At 41.0% G+C, this 12562-nt stretch carries 17 protein-coding genes and 1 rRNA gene; 9 read left to right on the top strand and 9 right to left on the bottom strand.

All coding sequences use genetic code 11. The features are described 5' to 3' along the window. The 6 genes from rrf to P2G54_RS07180 form a co-directional block, all read left to right on the top strand. Window positions 1–90 (top strand): 5S ribosomal RNA (gene rrf, locus P2G54_RS07205); the annotation flags it as partial. A 129-nt stretch (window positions 91–219) separates the two neighbouring features. Next, window positions 220–1461 carry a dihydroorotase gene (locus P2G54_RS07200; RefSeq protein ID WP_275869648.1) on the top strand — a complete coding sequence of 414 codons (1242 nt, stop codon included), beginning with the start codon at window positions 220–222 and terminating at the stop codon, window positions 1459–1461. Continuing rightward, entirely contained in the window at window positions 1454–1966 is a 513-nt protein-coding gene (locus P2G54_RS07195; RefSeq protein WP_275869646.1) for a DUF4199 domain-containing protein, read from the top strand. The genes P2G54_RS07200 and P2G54_RS07195 overlap by 8 nt, the downstream gene beginning before the upstream one ends. Before the next feature lie 11 nt (window positions 1967–1977). Further along, a complete protein-coding gene (locus P2G54_RS07190; protein WP_275869644.1) occupies window positions 1978–2520 on the top strand; it encodes a DUF4199 domain-containing protein in 543 nt (180 codons plus the stop codon). A gap of 2 nt (window positions 2521–2522) precedes the next feature. Then, window positions 2523–3479, top strand: coding sequence for a glycosyltransferase family 2 protein (locus P2G54_RS07185; protein ID WP_275869642.1), 957 nt, complete (start codon window positions 2523–2525; stop codon window positions 3477–3479). 5 nt (window positions 3480–3484) lie between these two features. After that, window positions 3485–4441 carry a glycosyltransferase gene (locus P2G54_RS07180; protein WP_275869640.1) on the top strand — a complete coding sequence of 319 codons (957 nt, stop codon included), beginning with the start codon at window positions 3485–3487 and terminating at the stop codon, window positions 4439–4441. Here P2G54_RS07180 and P2G54_RS07175 read toward each other — a convergent pair. Next, window positions 4438–5202 carry a class I SAM-dependent methyltransferase gene (locus P2G54_RS07175; RefSeq protein ID WP_275869638.1) on the bottom strand — a complete coding sequence of 255 codons (765 nt, stop codon included), beginning with the start codon at window positions 5200–5202 and terminating at the stop codon, window positions 4438–4440. The genes P2G54_RS07180 and P2G54_RS07175 overlap by 4 nt on opposite strands. Window positions 5203–5477: 275 nt before the next feature. Between P2G54_RS07175 and P2G54_RS07170 the strand changes: the two genes are divergently transcribed. Continuing rightward, complete coding sequence (locus tag P2G54_RS07170; RefSeq protein WP_275869671.1) at window positions 5478–6860, top strand: TolC family protein; 1383 nt, start codon at window positions 5478–5480, stop codon at window positions 6858–6860. 13 nt (window positions 6861–6873) lie between these two features. Here P2G54_RS07170 and P2G54_RS07165 read toward each other — a convergent pair whose 3' ends face one another. The 8 genes from P2G54_RS07165 to P2G54_RS07130 all read right to left on the bottom strand — a co-directional run bounded on the left by P2G54_RS07165 (window position 6874) and on the right by P2G54_RS07130 (window position 10458). After that, on the bottom strand, window positions 6874–7038 hold the full coding sequence (locus P2G54_RS07165; RefSeq protein ID WP_275869636.1) for an Arc family DNA-binding protein: 165 nt from the start codon (window positions 7036–7038) through the stop codon (window positions 6874–6876). 3 nt (window positions 7039–7041) lie between these two features. After that, entirely contained in the window at window positions 7042–7533 is a 492-nt protein-coding gene (locus P2G54_RS07160) for a hypothetical protein (protein ID WP_275869634.1), read from the bottom strand. Between the two features lies 1 nt (window position 7534). Next, window positions 7535–8383, bottom strand: a complete 849-nt coding sequence (locus P2G54_RS07155; protein WP_275869632.1) for an SPFH domain-containing protein — start codon at window positions 8381–8383, stop codon at window positions 7535–7537. Between the two features lie 116 nt (window positions 8384–8499). Then, window positions 8500–9459: a signal recognition particle-docking protein FtsY gene (ftsY, locus tag P2G54_RS07150; RefSeq protein ID WP_275869630.1), complete on the bottom strand. Its 960-nt coding sequence runs from the start codon at window positions 9457–9459 to the stop codon at window positions 8500–8502. A 92-nt stretch (window positions 9460–9551) separates the two neighbouring features. Beyond that, window positions 9552–9704 carry a DUF4295 domain-containing protein gene (locus P2G54_RS07145; RefSeq protein ID WP_275869627.1) on the bottom strand — a complete coding sequence of 51 codons (153 nt, stop codon included), beginning with the start codon at window positions 9702–9704 and terminating at the stop codon, window positions 9552–9554. 36 nt (window positions 9705–9740) lie between these two features. Further along, complete coding sequence (gene rpmG, locus P2G54_RS07140) at window positions 9741–9923, bottom strand: 50S ribosomal protein L33 (RefSeq protein ID WP_026950880.1); 183 nt, start codon at window positions 9921–9923, stop codon at window positions 9741–9743. 31 nt (window positions 9924–9954) lie between these two features. Further along, window positions 9955–10197, bottom strand: a complete 243-nt coding sequence (gene rpmB / locus P2G54_RS07135) for a 50S ribosomal protein L28 (RefSeq protein WP_275869623.1) — start codon at window positions 10195–10197, stop codon at window positions 9955–9957. Window positions 10198–10299: 102 nt separating this feature from the next. After that, window positions 10300–10458: a DUF5522 domain-containing protein gene (locus P2G54_RS07130; protein ID WP_275869620.1), complete on the bottom strand. Its 159-nt coding sequence runs from the start codon at window positions 10456–10458 to the stop codon at window positions 10300–10302. A gap of 70 nt (window positions 10459–10528) precedes the next feature. Between P2G54_RS07130 and rocD the strand changes: the two genes are divergently transcribed. Continuing rightward, window positions 10529–11803: an ornithine--oxo-acid transaminase gene (rocD, locus tag P2G54_RS07125; RefSeq protein ID WP_275869669.1), complete on the top strand. Its 1275-nt coding sequence runs from the start codon at window positions 10529–10531 to the stop codon at window positions 11801–11803. A gap of 75 nt (window positions 11804–11878) precedes the next feature. After that, window positions 11879–12535 carry an HAD family phosphatase gene (locus tag P2G54_RS07120; RefSeq protein WP_275869618.1) on the top strand — a complete coding sequence of 219 codons (657 nt, stop codon included), beginning with the start codon at window positions 11879–11881 and terminating at the stop codon, window positions 12533–12535. Window positions 12536–12562 lie beyond the last annotated feature (27 nt).

The following is a 12562-nucleotide window of genomic DNA, read 5'->3' as shown; positions in this document are numbered from 1 at the left end:
CCCACCTCTTCCCATCCCGAACAGAGAAGTTAAGCCCTGCAGCGCCGATGGTACTGGGGTTACACCCGGGAGAGTAGGTCGCCGCCACATTATTCAGCCCCGTTACTTTACGGGGCTTTTTTTTTAACTGTCTTATCTACCTGGCTTGTATTCAATCAGACAAAGTTTATATTTCATTTTATAGATTATTATTGCAGATTTGCATCAAATCTCCAATCCATGAATGTGCTCTTTAGAGATCTGACTCTTATTACCCCCAACAAAGAAAGGCTAACCGGAAACTTTGTTTTTGAAGATGGTAAGCTTTCTCTCCTAGAAAAATCTCAATCATTTGCTGGAACAGAAATTAATGCTTCGGGTTGGTTGGCTTCTTCTGGATGGGTTGATTTGAGGGCTTCATTTGGAGAACCGGGCCTTGAATACAAGGAAACTATTGAGAGCTTTTGCCAAAGCTTGGTTGCTAGTGGCTTTTCTCAGGCTGTAGTAATGCCGAATACTAACCCTGTTTTGCAATCCAAAAATGATGTTGACTTTGTATTGAACAAGGCCAAAAGATTTACCCCAGAGCTATACGTTCAGGGTGCGGTGACCAAAAACACAGCTGGAGAAGACCTGACTGAAATTTTGGATATGCACTACCAGTCCGGAGTGAAAATTTTTGGGGATGGAATTGTACCCTTGTCCAACGGGGACAGGTTTCTGAAAGTCCTTCAATACCTTCAAAAGATTGATGGGGTGCTTTTTGACCATTCCTATGATCCTTTGCTGGCTATTTTTGGCCAAATGCATGAAGGTGAGGTTTCTACTAATTTGGGGATGAAAGGAATTCCAAACCTTGCCGAGGATGTTGCTATTCACAGGAATCTTGAATTGTTACGCTATGCTGGTGGTAGAGTGCACTTCCAGACTATTAGTACTAAAAAAGGGGTTGATTTAATAAGAAACGCTAAAAAGGAAGGCTTGAATGTTACTTGTGACGTTTCCATTTATAGTTTGATTTGCCACGATTCTGATTTAATCGAATTCAATCCTAATTATAAAGTAAAACCTCCCTTTAGAGGGGCTGAGGATAGATCCGCTCTTATTGAAGGCTTAAAAGACGGGACCATTGATGCGCTTGTTTCTAACCATCAGCCGCAGGATTATGATTCCAAATTCATGGAATTTGACCTAGCAGAATTTGGGATGGCTGGTCTCCAGACCTTTTTACCTGCAATGGTTCAACTAGAGTCCGAATTAAGTTGGGATGTTTTGCTTGAAAAGGTGACTACAGGTCCTCGAAATGTTTTGGCTGCTGGTGAAGATTTTTCTTGGACCATTTTCGACCCGAAAACTTCCTGGGTTTATGACGAACTTTCCAATAAATCTTTGGCATCCAATAACCCCTGGTTTGGTGATAAGCTTACCGGACAGGTAAAGTATGTCATTCAAAAAGGACAGTTAATCTCCATAAATGAATAAGTATTTCGGCTCATCTTATCAATTTGGCTCTTTAGGAGGTTTTCTAAGTGTTTGTGCTTTTGGGCTTCTTTCCTTTCTTCAACCTGATCCCACCAATTTGAATTTGGTTTTTGGGTACATTATTACCCCGGTTTCTATTTTCTTGGCTCTCAAGTTTTTTAAAGAATATTTTAATAATGGGTTTATTTCGTTTGCTGAAGGAATGTCAGTAGGCTTTGTTACTTACATGCTATTGGCTCTTATCTCTGGTTTGGGGATTTGGATCATCCTTCTTGCTTTTCCTGATTTATTTGAAGCGATAAAAATTTCCAAGCTGGAAGTACTTCAAACCAACGTTGAAACCATAGTGTCCCAAGTAGGAGAAACTTCCTATACTAGTACCTTGGATAGCATTAAAGATATGGTGCCGTTGGATGTGGCTCTTAACGACGCAATTTGGAAAATCATACCAGGTCTGTTTTTTACCATTATTATTTCTATTATTTTAAGAAAAAACCCTAACTAACTTGATGATCTATGGAACAAACTCCTTTTAAAGCCGCCATAAAACCTGGACTAACAATTGGTCTAGCTGCTTTAGTGATTACTTATCTCGCTTATTTTATCGATTCCTCCTTACTGGCTTCAGGTTGGTTTGGCCTGGTAGCCTTTGTATTGTTTTTTGTTTTGATTATTTATTTTGGAAAACAATACCGTGCAGAACTGGGCGGTTTTATGAGTTTCGGAACCGCCTTTAATTTTAGCTTTATAGCAATGATTGTTTCTGGTTTGATTGGTTTAGTGGGACAAATATTGCTTTATCATGTGATTGACCCTTCTCTTCCGGGCGTTCTTGCAGACCATTCTTTAGATACAGCCTTAAAAATGATGGAAAATTTCGGTGCTTCTCCGGATGCACTCTCTCCTGAGCAATTGGATGAAATGAGGGAGCGTACCATGAGTAGCTTTTCTGTTTCTGGCCAGATTAAAAACTTTGGATTTGGACTTATTATCTATGCGATTATTGCTTTAATTTTGGCAGCGATACTAAAAAAGCGAGACAAATCGCTAGACTATTAAGAATGCCGCAAATTTCAGTAGTAGTTCCGGTTTTCAACGAAGAAGAATCTTTACCCGAATTGACCCAATGGATTAGCCGTGTCATGAATGATAACGGCTTTTCTTATGAAGTCCTTTTGGTGAATGATGGAAGTACAGATCACTCTTGGCAGGTGATATCAGGCCTATGCAAGCAATATCCAGAAATAAAAGGCCTGAATTTTACCCGCAATTATGGTAAATCCGCTGCTTTGGATGCGGGTTTCAAAAAGGCGTCTGGAGATGTGATCATCACAATGGATGCGGATCTTCAGGACAGTCCTGAAGAAATTCCTGGTCTGTATGAAATGATCACTGAACAGGGCTTTGATGTGGTCTCAGGCTGGAAAAAGGAAAGACATGATCCGATTTCCAAGACGATTCCATCCCGTTTTTTTAATGCAGTGACCAGATGGATATCCGGAATACAGCTCCATGATTTCAACTGTGGACTGAAAGCATACAAGCTGAAAGTTGTAAAAAACATCCACGTGTATGGGGAAATGCACCGGTATATACCCCTCTTGGCCAAGTGGAATGGCTTTGGAAAAATCGGGGAAAAAGTCGTTCAGCATCAGGCCAGAAAGTATGGCTATTCCAAGTTTGGTCTTGAACGTTTTCTCAATGGTTTTTTGGATCTGATTTCGGTCTCTTTCGTCCATAGGTACAAGAAGAAACCTATGCACTTCTTTGGTCTATTGGGGACTCTTTCTTTCTTTACGGGCTTTATTATTACCTGTTGGTTGATATTTCAGAAAATTCACGGCTTGAGCAAGGGAATTGAAGTTCGGGAAATTGTGGATCAGCCTCTTTTCTTTTTGGCTTTGGTAGCTTTGATTATTGGGGTTCAGCTCTTTGTGACTGGCTTTATTGCTGAATTGATGACATCCAGTCAATCTAAAGAAGCAGAGTATAAAATCGATGAAGAGATAAACCTCTAGCCCCAATGTTTTTTTCGGTTATCATACCGGTCTACAACCGCCCGACGGAACTTCATGAATTGCTGCGGAGTTTGGCTGAGCAAAACTTTAGGAACTTTGAAGTTCTTGTAGTGGAAGACGGATCTATTCAGAAATCAGATCAGGTGGTGGAAAATTTTCAAGGTGAATTTCCTCTTTCTTATTATTATCAGGAAAATGCAGGCCAAGGATTTGCCCGGAATTTCGGAATGGAAAAGGCCAAAGGGGATTTCTTTGTCATTTTGGATTCGGATGTGATTTTGCCTCCCAACTATCTTGAGATTCTGGATATAGCTATTTTAGCTAGAAGCCTGGATGCGTTTGGAGGACCCGATGCATCAAGAGGTGATTTTACAGCACTTCAAAAAGCTATGGATTTTGCCATGACCTCTTTTCTGACCACTGGGGGGATCAGAGGGAAATTGAAAGATCCTTCCAAGTTTCAAGCCCGGGGCTTTAATATGGGGGTGTCCAGAAAAGTCTTTGAATCTCTTGGAGGCTTTGTTGATCCCAATAGAGGAGAGGATATAGAATGGAGCTTACGGATCAAAAAAGCCGGATATAAACTGGAACTTGTAGCGGATGCCTTTGTCTATCACAAGCGCAAAAATACCTTGGCTTCATTTGCAAAGCAGGCTTTTTCTTTTGGAAGAAACCGGGTAAATGTATCCAGATTTCATTCAGGAGCCATTAAGTTAGTTCATTTGTTTCCCAGTCTATTTTTACTGTTTTTGATTGGAACCCTGGCAGGTTTTATTTCAGATACCCTTGTTTTTCAAAGATTTTTATTGGGCTTTTGGGCTGGAATGATTTTGTTGACCGCTTCCTTCCAAGCTAAATCCCTTTGGGTAGGTATTCTTTCTTTGGTTTGCTCCATCGTTCAGCTTTCTAGCTACGGACTGGGTTTGATTTACGAATTACTGATTAAGGTCTCCAAAGGTTAATTCCCTTTCCTGCACACGTAGACTGTTTCCTCCATTGGCAATGCGTATTTTTTCACCAAATCTTTGGGTAACTCTTTCACGAATTGATTCTCCTCTATACGGAGTCCTGATCTTCGTAGCCTTTCGGCATAATCTTTTCCAAATTTCCTCACATGATCCCTTTGTCCGAAGACTCTTTCCCGCTCTGAAGGATCAGTAATGCTTTTGTCCTCAAGCGTTTTTTCGATGTTATAAACTGGGGATTGCAATATGCCCCAACCGCTAGGTTTTAATACCCTGTTGAATTCAGAGCATGCTCTCAGATCGTCATCTACATGTTCGAGTACATGATTGCAAAAAACCACATCAAAGGAATTGTCAGGAAATGGAATGTCATGAACATCCATTTTTACTTTTGCCAATGGTGATTCAATGTCAGCGGTAATGTATTCCAGATTGGGTAGGGCTTCAAACCGATCGATGAAGCAGTGTTCAGGTGCAACATGGAGCACTTTGAGGGGAGTATGAAAGAATTCGGTTTTTTGCTGAAGAAACAGCCACATAAGCCGGTGCCGCTCCAGTGAAAGGCAGTTGGGACAAAGCGCATTTGGCCTTGCTATTCTTCCATAAGGTAAAAATTTGGAAAAGCTTTTTTCACAGACTGGGCACTGGACATTTTTGCCTTGATTGACCAATGCAAAAAAGCGCATAAATAGGGGGCTGATGCGTTGTAGGAATGGTCTGGGTACAAAACGTATAATAAAACTGATGATTGATTTCATGCCAGGTTGATTGAGTTCGCAAGTTAAACAAAGCTTCTTTCTTCAGCCTTGGAAAATGGTCCTGATTTCGGATTTAGCAATTTTTAGGAAATGGTTTTGAAAACAACTTGGTAGAGTGGTCTAACTATCTTTATTTTAGTTGAATTGATTCAGTCATCATTTTATTTTGGAATTTTATGAAAGCCAACCTAGTTTTTTTTCTCGGCTTTTCCTTTTTGTTGCAACTACCCCAGATCGCTGCAGCTCAGGAAACAGCTACTTATACTTTACAGGAAATGGTTCAAAGAGCCAAGGATCGTTCTCCAGCGGCTTTGAGGGCCTTGACTTTGAGGGAAAATAGATATTGGCAGTTTAGACAATACCAGTCTAATTACAAGCCTCAGTTGCGAATAAATGGAACTCTTCCCAGTTATTCCCGAGCATTTAATAGCATAACCCAACCGGATGGATCTATAGAGTTTTTGGAAATCCAGCAGAGTTTCATGGATTTGGAGTTGGGTTTGCAACAGGTAATCACTGAAACCGGAGGAATTCTTTCCGTGAATACTTCAACCAATCGGTTTGACAATTACATTGCTGCTCCTTCTGAGGCCCAGACCCGTTGGTCAGGTGTTCCGGTCAATGTTAGACTTCAACAACCCTTGTTTGCATTCAATCCGCTGAAATGGGATAGGAAAATTCAGCCCTTGGTCTTTGAAGAGAGCAAAAGGGAATTTGTACAAGAGATGGAGGAAGTTTCACTCAACGTTACCCAACTGTTTTTTGACTACCTGATCGCTCAGGTGAATGTTGAGATTGCCGAACAAAACCTTGGAAACACAGAGGAGATTTTTGAGATTGAAAAGAAGCGATACCAGTTGGGAACTACCTTCGAAGATCGTCTTCTTCAGGTAGAACTACAGGTGTTGCAAGCCCGTCAGGATCTCGCTCAGGCAAAACTGGATTTGGAGAGTTCTGCTTTTGCAGTCAATTCATTTATTGGCTTAAATCAAAATGCTAAAATAAATCTGCTTTCCCCGACCGAAATACCGGACTTTCGGGTTGATGTGAACCAGGCAATTGAACTTGCTTTCCAAAACAGGGCCGAAGCTTTGGGTTTTGACAGAAGGAAACTGCAGGCCGAAGCAAGTGTCGCAGAGGCAAAGGGACAACGCCTTGGAATGCAGCTGAATGCGAGCTATGGATACAATAATGCAGCCTTTAATTGGGGAGATATCTACTCCAATCCAAATACCCAAGCCTTGGTGAACCTGGGCCTTTCAGTGCCCATCTTGGATTGGGGCCGAAATAAAGCCAGAATGTCCCAAGCGGAAGCCAATCAGAGATTGGTGGAGTACACTGTGGAGCAAGACAGAATCAATTTTGAGCAGGAAATATTTACCAAAGTGAGAAATTTCCTGATGATCCAGGAGCGCTTGAATGTGACTAAAATGTCAGATGAGGTGGCTCAGAGGAGATATGAAATAGCATTGAGCAGGTATCAGTCCGGGAATGTGACCATCACGGATTTGAATATTGCCCAGAATGAAAAAGATACCAATAAACGGGCATTTTATAATTCCCTCAGAGATTATTGGACAGCTTATTATGAGTTGAGAGCCCTGACTTTATACGATTTTGAGCGGGAGGAATTATTGTACAAACCGGAAACATTATAAAAAAAGAGGGCTTCTACGAGCCCTCTTTTTTTGGTAGCCTTCCGGATTTTTTTAAAGCCTCACGGATAATCCATTCTAGTTGTCCATTCGTACTCCGAAACTCATCTGCAGCCCATTTTTCAATAGCCTTCATGGTTTCTTCATCTATTCGTAATGCAAATGCTTTCTTCTTAGCCATAAATCAATCCTCCAGCCAATCCGCCAAAAATGCCTTCAACTCCATAGCTTTTCTGGTTCCTATCATTATTTTTTTGCTTTCTCCGGCATCAATCAATAGCCCTTCATCTCCCATGATGCTATAGGCTTTGGTTGTACTATTGCCTTTGATGCCCCAGCCCCCAAAATCTGAAATTGGACTGTAGGTAATGACCTTTATGGAGCGAATGGTTCCCTTGGGAATTGTTTTCCATTTATTGATAAAAGGGACATAGCGAAAGTGAACACCTTTTTCATCTATTCGGTTAGAGAGCCTGATATTCATGAGCAAAAGGAATACCCCAATACTTGCAATGGCAAGGATCCCCAATGCCATAAAATTTTCATTAGGCTCCTTATCTGAATAGCGTATTAAGGTCAAAGCCAATATGAACAAGGGGATTTCTGTCATGAGTAGCAGATACATCACCCAAGTGCCCCGATAGCTTTGGTGTTCATTGAATACTCGATTGGCCATTTTATTGGTGTAAGGTTCCCACGTTCAATACCGGGCTGGCACTTTTATCGGAGCAAAGAACTACCATCAAGTTGGACACCATAGTAGCTTTTTTCTCCTCGTCAAACTCGATAATGTCTTTCATCTTCAAGTCTTCCAAAGCCATTTCCACCATTCCTACAGCTCCTTCAACAATTTTTTGTCGAGCCGCAACTATGGCAGTGGCCTGCTGTCTCTGAAGCATGGCGGATGCGATCTCGGAGGCATAAGCCAAGTGTGAAATTCTAGCTTCAATGACCTTAATTCCCGCATGATTCAGGCGGTCTACGATTTCGGCCTCCAGAGAATGGTTGACTTCTTCCACCCCGGATCTTAAAGTGATTTCAGCTTCCTCATCTTCAAAATTGTCATAAGGATAAGAACCGGCCATCTTACGGACTGCGGCATCTGATTGTAGATGAACAAAGTTCTCATAATCATCTACATCAAATGTAGCTTTGAAAGTGTCTTCCACTTGCCAAACTACAATTGTACCTACCATGACAGGATTACCGATTTTGTCGTTTACTTTCAAAGGCTTGTTTTCAAAGTTTCTCACACGAAGGGAGATTTTCTTTTTTGTCATAAAAGGATTCACCCAAAAGAAACCATTCGCCTTAACCGTGCCTTTATAGTCTCCAAACAGCAGTAGAACCATGGCTTTGTTGGGTTCAACGATAAAGAATCCCGGGATCGTTAGAATGAACAATAAGAGGGATGCGGCTATAACCACAGGATTAAAGTCGATAATTGAGAAAACTGCTGAAGCAATCAAGATCAGCTCAAGGAGGATAAATAAATATCCAGATACGGGTTTAATTATTTTTTCCATTTCAATATGATGTTAAAATGATATCATATTTAAATACGGAAATATTTTTCAAAGGTTCAAATTCTAACAAAAAAAGCCCTGGGGTTGCCAGGGCTTAAATATTGGATTGAGGTGTTTTATTTTTTTCTGGAGAAGAGAGAGTCAACAAATTCCTTTCGGTTGAAGATTTGAAGATCAGTCATTTTTTCCCCTACACCTATGTATTTTACTGGGATTTTAAACTGGTCAGAAATCCCAATAACTACTCCTCCTTTTGCTGTACCGTCTAGCTTGGTGATTGCCAAAGAAGTGACTTCCGTGGCTTTGGTAAATTCTTTTGCCTGAATGAAAGCGTTTTGCCCGGTAGAACCATCCAATACCAACAGAATCTCATGAGGTGCATCCGGAATGAATTTCTGCATGACTCTTTTGATCTTGGTGAGTTCATTCATCAGGTTGACTTTAGTATGAAGTCTACCGGCAGTATCCACGATTACGACATCTGCTTTCTGTTCCACACCCTGCTTAACAGCATCAAAGGCAACTGAAGCGGGATCAGTGTTCATGCCATGGGATACAACAGGAACTCCTACACGATCTCCCCAAAGAATCAACTGGTCTACTGCTGCGGCTCTAAAAGTGTCAGCTGCCCCAAGGATTACCGATTTGCCTGCATTTTTGAAAAGATTTGCGAGTTTTCCTATAGTAGTGGTTTTTCCAACTCCGTTCACTCCTACAACCATAATGACATATGGTTTTTTATCTGTTGGAAGCTCAAAGTCCAGAAAATCCTGGGAATTATTTTCTTCCAGAAGTGCTGCAATTTCTTCTTTCAGGATTTTATCCAGTTCCTCCGCATTGAGGTATTTATCCCTAGCGACCCGCTCCTCTATCCTCTGAATGATTTTGATAGTAGTGTCTACCCCCACATCGGAGGTGATCAGTATTTCTTCTAACTCATCCAGTATTTCTTCATCAACTTTGGATTTGCCGACTACGGCTTTGCTAAGTTTTGAAAAGATATTCTCACTCGACTTTTGAAGACCTTGGTCCAGGCTTTCTTTTTTATCTTTTGAGAACAGACCAAATATGCCCATGGTTACTTTGTGTTAAAGATGGAATATAATGAAAAAGTCCCTGCTGACCATTGGACAGAGGGACTCTTTAACATTACGATGCTCTTGGCAAATTATTTTTTCAATGTCTCCTGTACCATGGTGGAAGGAACCATTTCTTCTTTGAAGGTGTATGCACCTGTCTTATCAGACTTCACGGCTCTGATCACTTTTGCATAAGTTATGCCACCTTCTTTTTTCAGGGTTGCTACTACTTTCTTAGCCATATCTTTGTCTTTTAATGAGGATTATCCCCAGCTAAATTACTTAATTTCTTTATGAACAGTTACCTTCTTAAGGATTGGGTTGAATTTTTTCAACTCCAGTCTTTCTGTGGTGTTTTTTCTGTTCTTGGTAGTGATGTATCTGGAGGTACCTGGCATGCCGGAGTTTTTGTGCTCTGTGCATTCCAAAATAACTTGTACTCTATTTCCTTTCTTAGCCATCTTTCAGTTTATTTAAGGGTCGTGACTTTGATTATTTGATTACAATCATGCCTTTATCCTGAGCATCTTTCAATACTGCAGTGATACCTTTTTTATTGATCGTCTTCAATGCCTTAGAGCACACTTTCAAAGTGATCCATGCGTCTTCCTCAGGAACGTAGAAAGTCTTCTTGTGAAGATTTGGGTAAAATCTACGCTTGGTCTTGTTGTTTGCATGGGACACATTGTTACCTACTCGAGGTCTTTTTCCGGTAATGTCACAAACTTTTGCCATGATTCTATATCGTAATTTGAATGCGTTTCTGTAATGAGTCTGCAAATATCGGAACTTTTTGGGAATTAACAACAAAGGCTTTTAAAAATATTCCTGATTCTCTCAGCCTTTTGAAAAGGGACAGTGAAGACAGCCATTTCCACAGCAATACCCCCTTTTTTTATGGTATTTTTCAGTGAATACCATCAATCCATTTTCATTAAGATAATAATCCCCTGGTTCCAAAGTTGGTAAGGGTCCCTTCTTCTTTTCCGATTTCATGCTTCTCCTCTCCCGCAATTGGTATATTTGTATTACGAGATCTATTCTTAAGGTTACAAATTTACAAAAAATCATGGAGAGCATCACCTCAAGCAAGCAGGCAATTGTCCTGGAAGATCAGTATGGAGCCCATAATTACCATCCCTTACCTGTTGTTTTGGCAAAAGGGGAGGGGGTTTTTCTTTGGGACGTAGAAGGAAATCGCTATTATGACTTTCTTTCGGCATATTCTGCAGTCAATCAGGGGCATTGCCATCCCCGGATCAAAGATGCCTTGGTAGAACAAGCTGGATTATTGACTTTGACCTCCCGTGCCTTTTATAATGATGTGTTGGGCCCATTTGAAAAATACATTACTGAGTATTTTGGTTTCGACAAGGTTCTACCCATGAATACAGGAGCAGAGGGAGTGGAGACCGCCATCAAAATTGCCCGCAAATGGGGGTATGAGAAAAAGGGTGTGGAAGAGAATCGAGCCAAAATCATAGTAGCTGAGAATAACTTTCATGGAAGAACTACTACGATTATTTCATTTTCCAATGATTCAAATGCCCGCAAAAATTTCGGTCCATTTACCGAAGGGTTTATCAGGATTCCTTATGATGACATGACTGCGCTCAATGCAGCACTGAATGATCCGGATGTGGTAGCCTTTTTAGTAGAACCTATCCAAGGCGAAGCTGGAGTTTATACTCCTGCTGAAGATTATATCAAGAATGCCAAAGCTGCGTGTTCCGAAAAAAATGTACTGTTGATTGCTGACGAAATCCAGACCGGTATCGCACGAACAGGTTCCTTATTGGCTGTATGTGGCAACTGTACCTGTGAAGGGCATTGTGAAAAACAGGAAAGCTATACCAAACCAGATTTGTTGATTTTGGGCAAAGCAATTTCAGGAGGTTTTTATCCGGTTTCAGCTGTTTTGGCTGATGAGGAAATCATGGAGGTGATTAAGCCTGGTCAACATGGATCCACTTTTGGAGGAAACCCTCTTGGCGCCAAAGTAGCAATGACAGCTTTGGAAGTAGTGCGGGATGAAAAACTGGCCCAAAATGCCCGAAAGCTGGGACAGGCTTTCCGAGAGCGTATGGAAAGAATAGTTGAAAAATATCCTATTGCTAAATTGGTTCGGGGAAAAGGCTTGTTGAATGCTGTGGTGATCAACGACTCCGAGGAAAGCTCTACTGCTTGGGATATTTGCATGAAGTTGGCAGAGAACGGACTCCTCGCAAAACCCACTCATGGAAACATCATTCGCTTCGCTCCACCTCTGGTCATGACCGAAGAGCAACTTCATGAATGCTGTGACATTATTGAAAAGGTTATTTCAGAATTCAATTCCTAAAAACGATTAATAACTAATTTAAAAGAGGCTGACTCCTGCATTAATTGGAGCAGCCTTTTCTTGCAAATCAATAAGATGTCAAAAGCAGTCATTTTTGATATGGATGGGGTGATATGTCATACCAATCCCTATCATTCCCAAGCTTTCAGAGAGTTTTTCTCCAAGAGAAACATGTTTCCTACAGAAGAGGAGTTTGCTCAGCACATGTATGGAAAAAGTAACTCTTATATAATGAGTCACTTTTTCGGAAGAAAAATCGAAGGAGAAGAGTTAAATGTGTTGGAAGATGAAAAAGAGGGTTTGTTCCGGGAAATTTATCAATATCATGTGGATCCTATTTCGGGTTTTCTGGAGTTCTTTCACAGCTTAAAAAAGGGAGGCTTTCGAACGGGAGTTGCAACCTCTGCTCCTTTTGCAAATTTGGAATTGATTGCGGGAAAGTTGGAGTTGCTCCCGCACTTTGAATCTGCGTTGGCAAGTGAACATGTGAGTAAGCATAAGCCGGATCCGGAAGTGTACTTAAAATCTGCCCAAAACCTGGGGATGGCTCCGGAGAATTGTCTTGTGTTTGAGGACTCCTTTTCAGGTGCAACGGCAGGTTTGCAAGCAGGGATGAAGGTTGTGGGAGTATTGTCTTCTCACGGTGTGGATGAATTGCCTGAATGCCATTTTTATATTGAGGATTATAGAAAGATGACTTCTCAAATTGTTCTTGAAATCTTGAATAGCTAGTTAATAATCAGTTAATAAATTCTCAAA

Origin of the sequence: Algoriphagus sp. CAU 1675 (genome assembly GCF_029222925.1) — a bacterium.
In the GTDB taxonomy this organism is placed as follows: Bacteria; Bacteroidota; Bacteroidia; order Cytophagales; family Cyclobacteriaceae; genus Algoriphagus.
This window is presented reverse-complemented; position numbering and strand designations above follow the sequence as displayed.

What these genes read in the sequence shown, in the direction of transcription:
- P2G54_RS07200 (WP_275869648.1), top strand. Translation starts at nt 220, where the DNA reads ATGAATGTGCTCTTTAGAGATCTGACTCTTATTACCCCCAACAAAGAA.
- P2G54_RS07195 (WP_275869646.1), top strand. Translation starts at nt 1,454, where the DNA reads ATGAATAAGTATTTCGGCTCATCTTATCAATTTGGCTCTTTAGGAGGT.
- P2G54_RS07190 (WP_275869644.1), top strand. Translation starts at nt 1,978, where the DNA reads ATGGAACAAACTCCTTTTAAAGCCGCCATAAAACCTGGACTAACAATT.
- P2G54_RS07185 (WP_275869642.1), top strand. Translation starts at nt 2,523, where the DNA reads ATGCCGCAAATTTCAGTAGTAGTTCCGGTTTTCAACGAAGAAGAATCT.
- P2G54_RS07180 (WP_275869640.1), top strand. Translation starts at nt 3,485, where the DNA reads ATGTTTTTTTCGGTTATCATACCGGTCTACAACCGCCCGACGGAACTT.
- P2G54_RS07175 (WP_275869638.1), bottom strand. Translation starts at nt 5,202, where the DNA reads ATGAAATCAATCATCAGTTTTATTATACGTTTTGTACCCAGACCATTC.
- P2G54_RS07170 (WP_275869671.1), top strand. Translation starts at nt 5,478, where the DNA reads ATGGTTCAAAGAGCCAAGGATCGTTCTCCAGCGGCTTTGAGGGCCTTG.
- P2G54_RS07165 (WP_275869636.1), bottom strand. Translation starts at nt 7,038, where the DNA reads ATGGCTAAGAAGAAAGCATTTGCATTACGAATAGATGAAGAAACCATG.
- P2G54_RS07160 (WP_275869634.1), bottom strand. Translation starts at nt 7,533, where the DNA reads ATGGCCAATCGAGTATTCAATGAACACCAAAGCTATCGGGGCACTTGG.
- P2G54_RS07155 (WP_275869632.1), bottom strand. Translation starts at nt 8,383, where the DNA reads ATGGAAAAAATAATTAAACCCGTATCTGGATATTTATTTATCCTCCTT.
- ftsY (WP_275869630.1), bottom strand. Translation starts at nt 9,459, where the DNA reads ATGGGCATATTTGGTCTGTTCTCAAAAGATAAAAAAGAAAGCCTGGAC.
- P2G54_RS07145 (WP_275869627.1), bottom strand. Translation starts at nt 9,704, where the DNA reads ATGGCTAAGAAAGTAGTAGCAACCCTGAAAAAAGAAGGTGGCATAACT.
- rpmG (WP_026950880.1), bottom strand. Translation starts at nt 9,923, where the DNA reads ATGGCTAAGAAAGGAAATAGAGTACAAGTTATTTTGGAATGCACAGAG.
- rpmB (WP_275869623.1), bottom strand. Translation starts at nt 10,197, where the DNA reads ATGGCAAAAGTTTGTGACATTACCGGAAAAAGACCTCGAGTAGGTAAC.
- P2G54_RS07130 (WP_275869620.1), bottom strand. Translation starts at nt 10,458, where the DNA reads ATGAAATCGGAAAAGAAGAAGGGACCCTTACCAACTTTGGAACCAGGG.
- P2G54_RS07120 (WP_275869618.1), top strand. Translation starts at nt 11,879, where the DNA reads ATGTCAAAAGCAGTCATTTTTGATATGGATGGGGTGATATGTCATACC.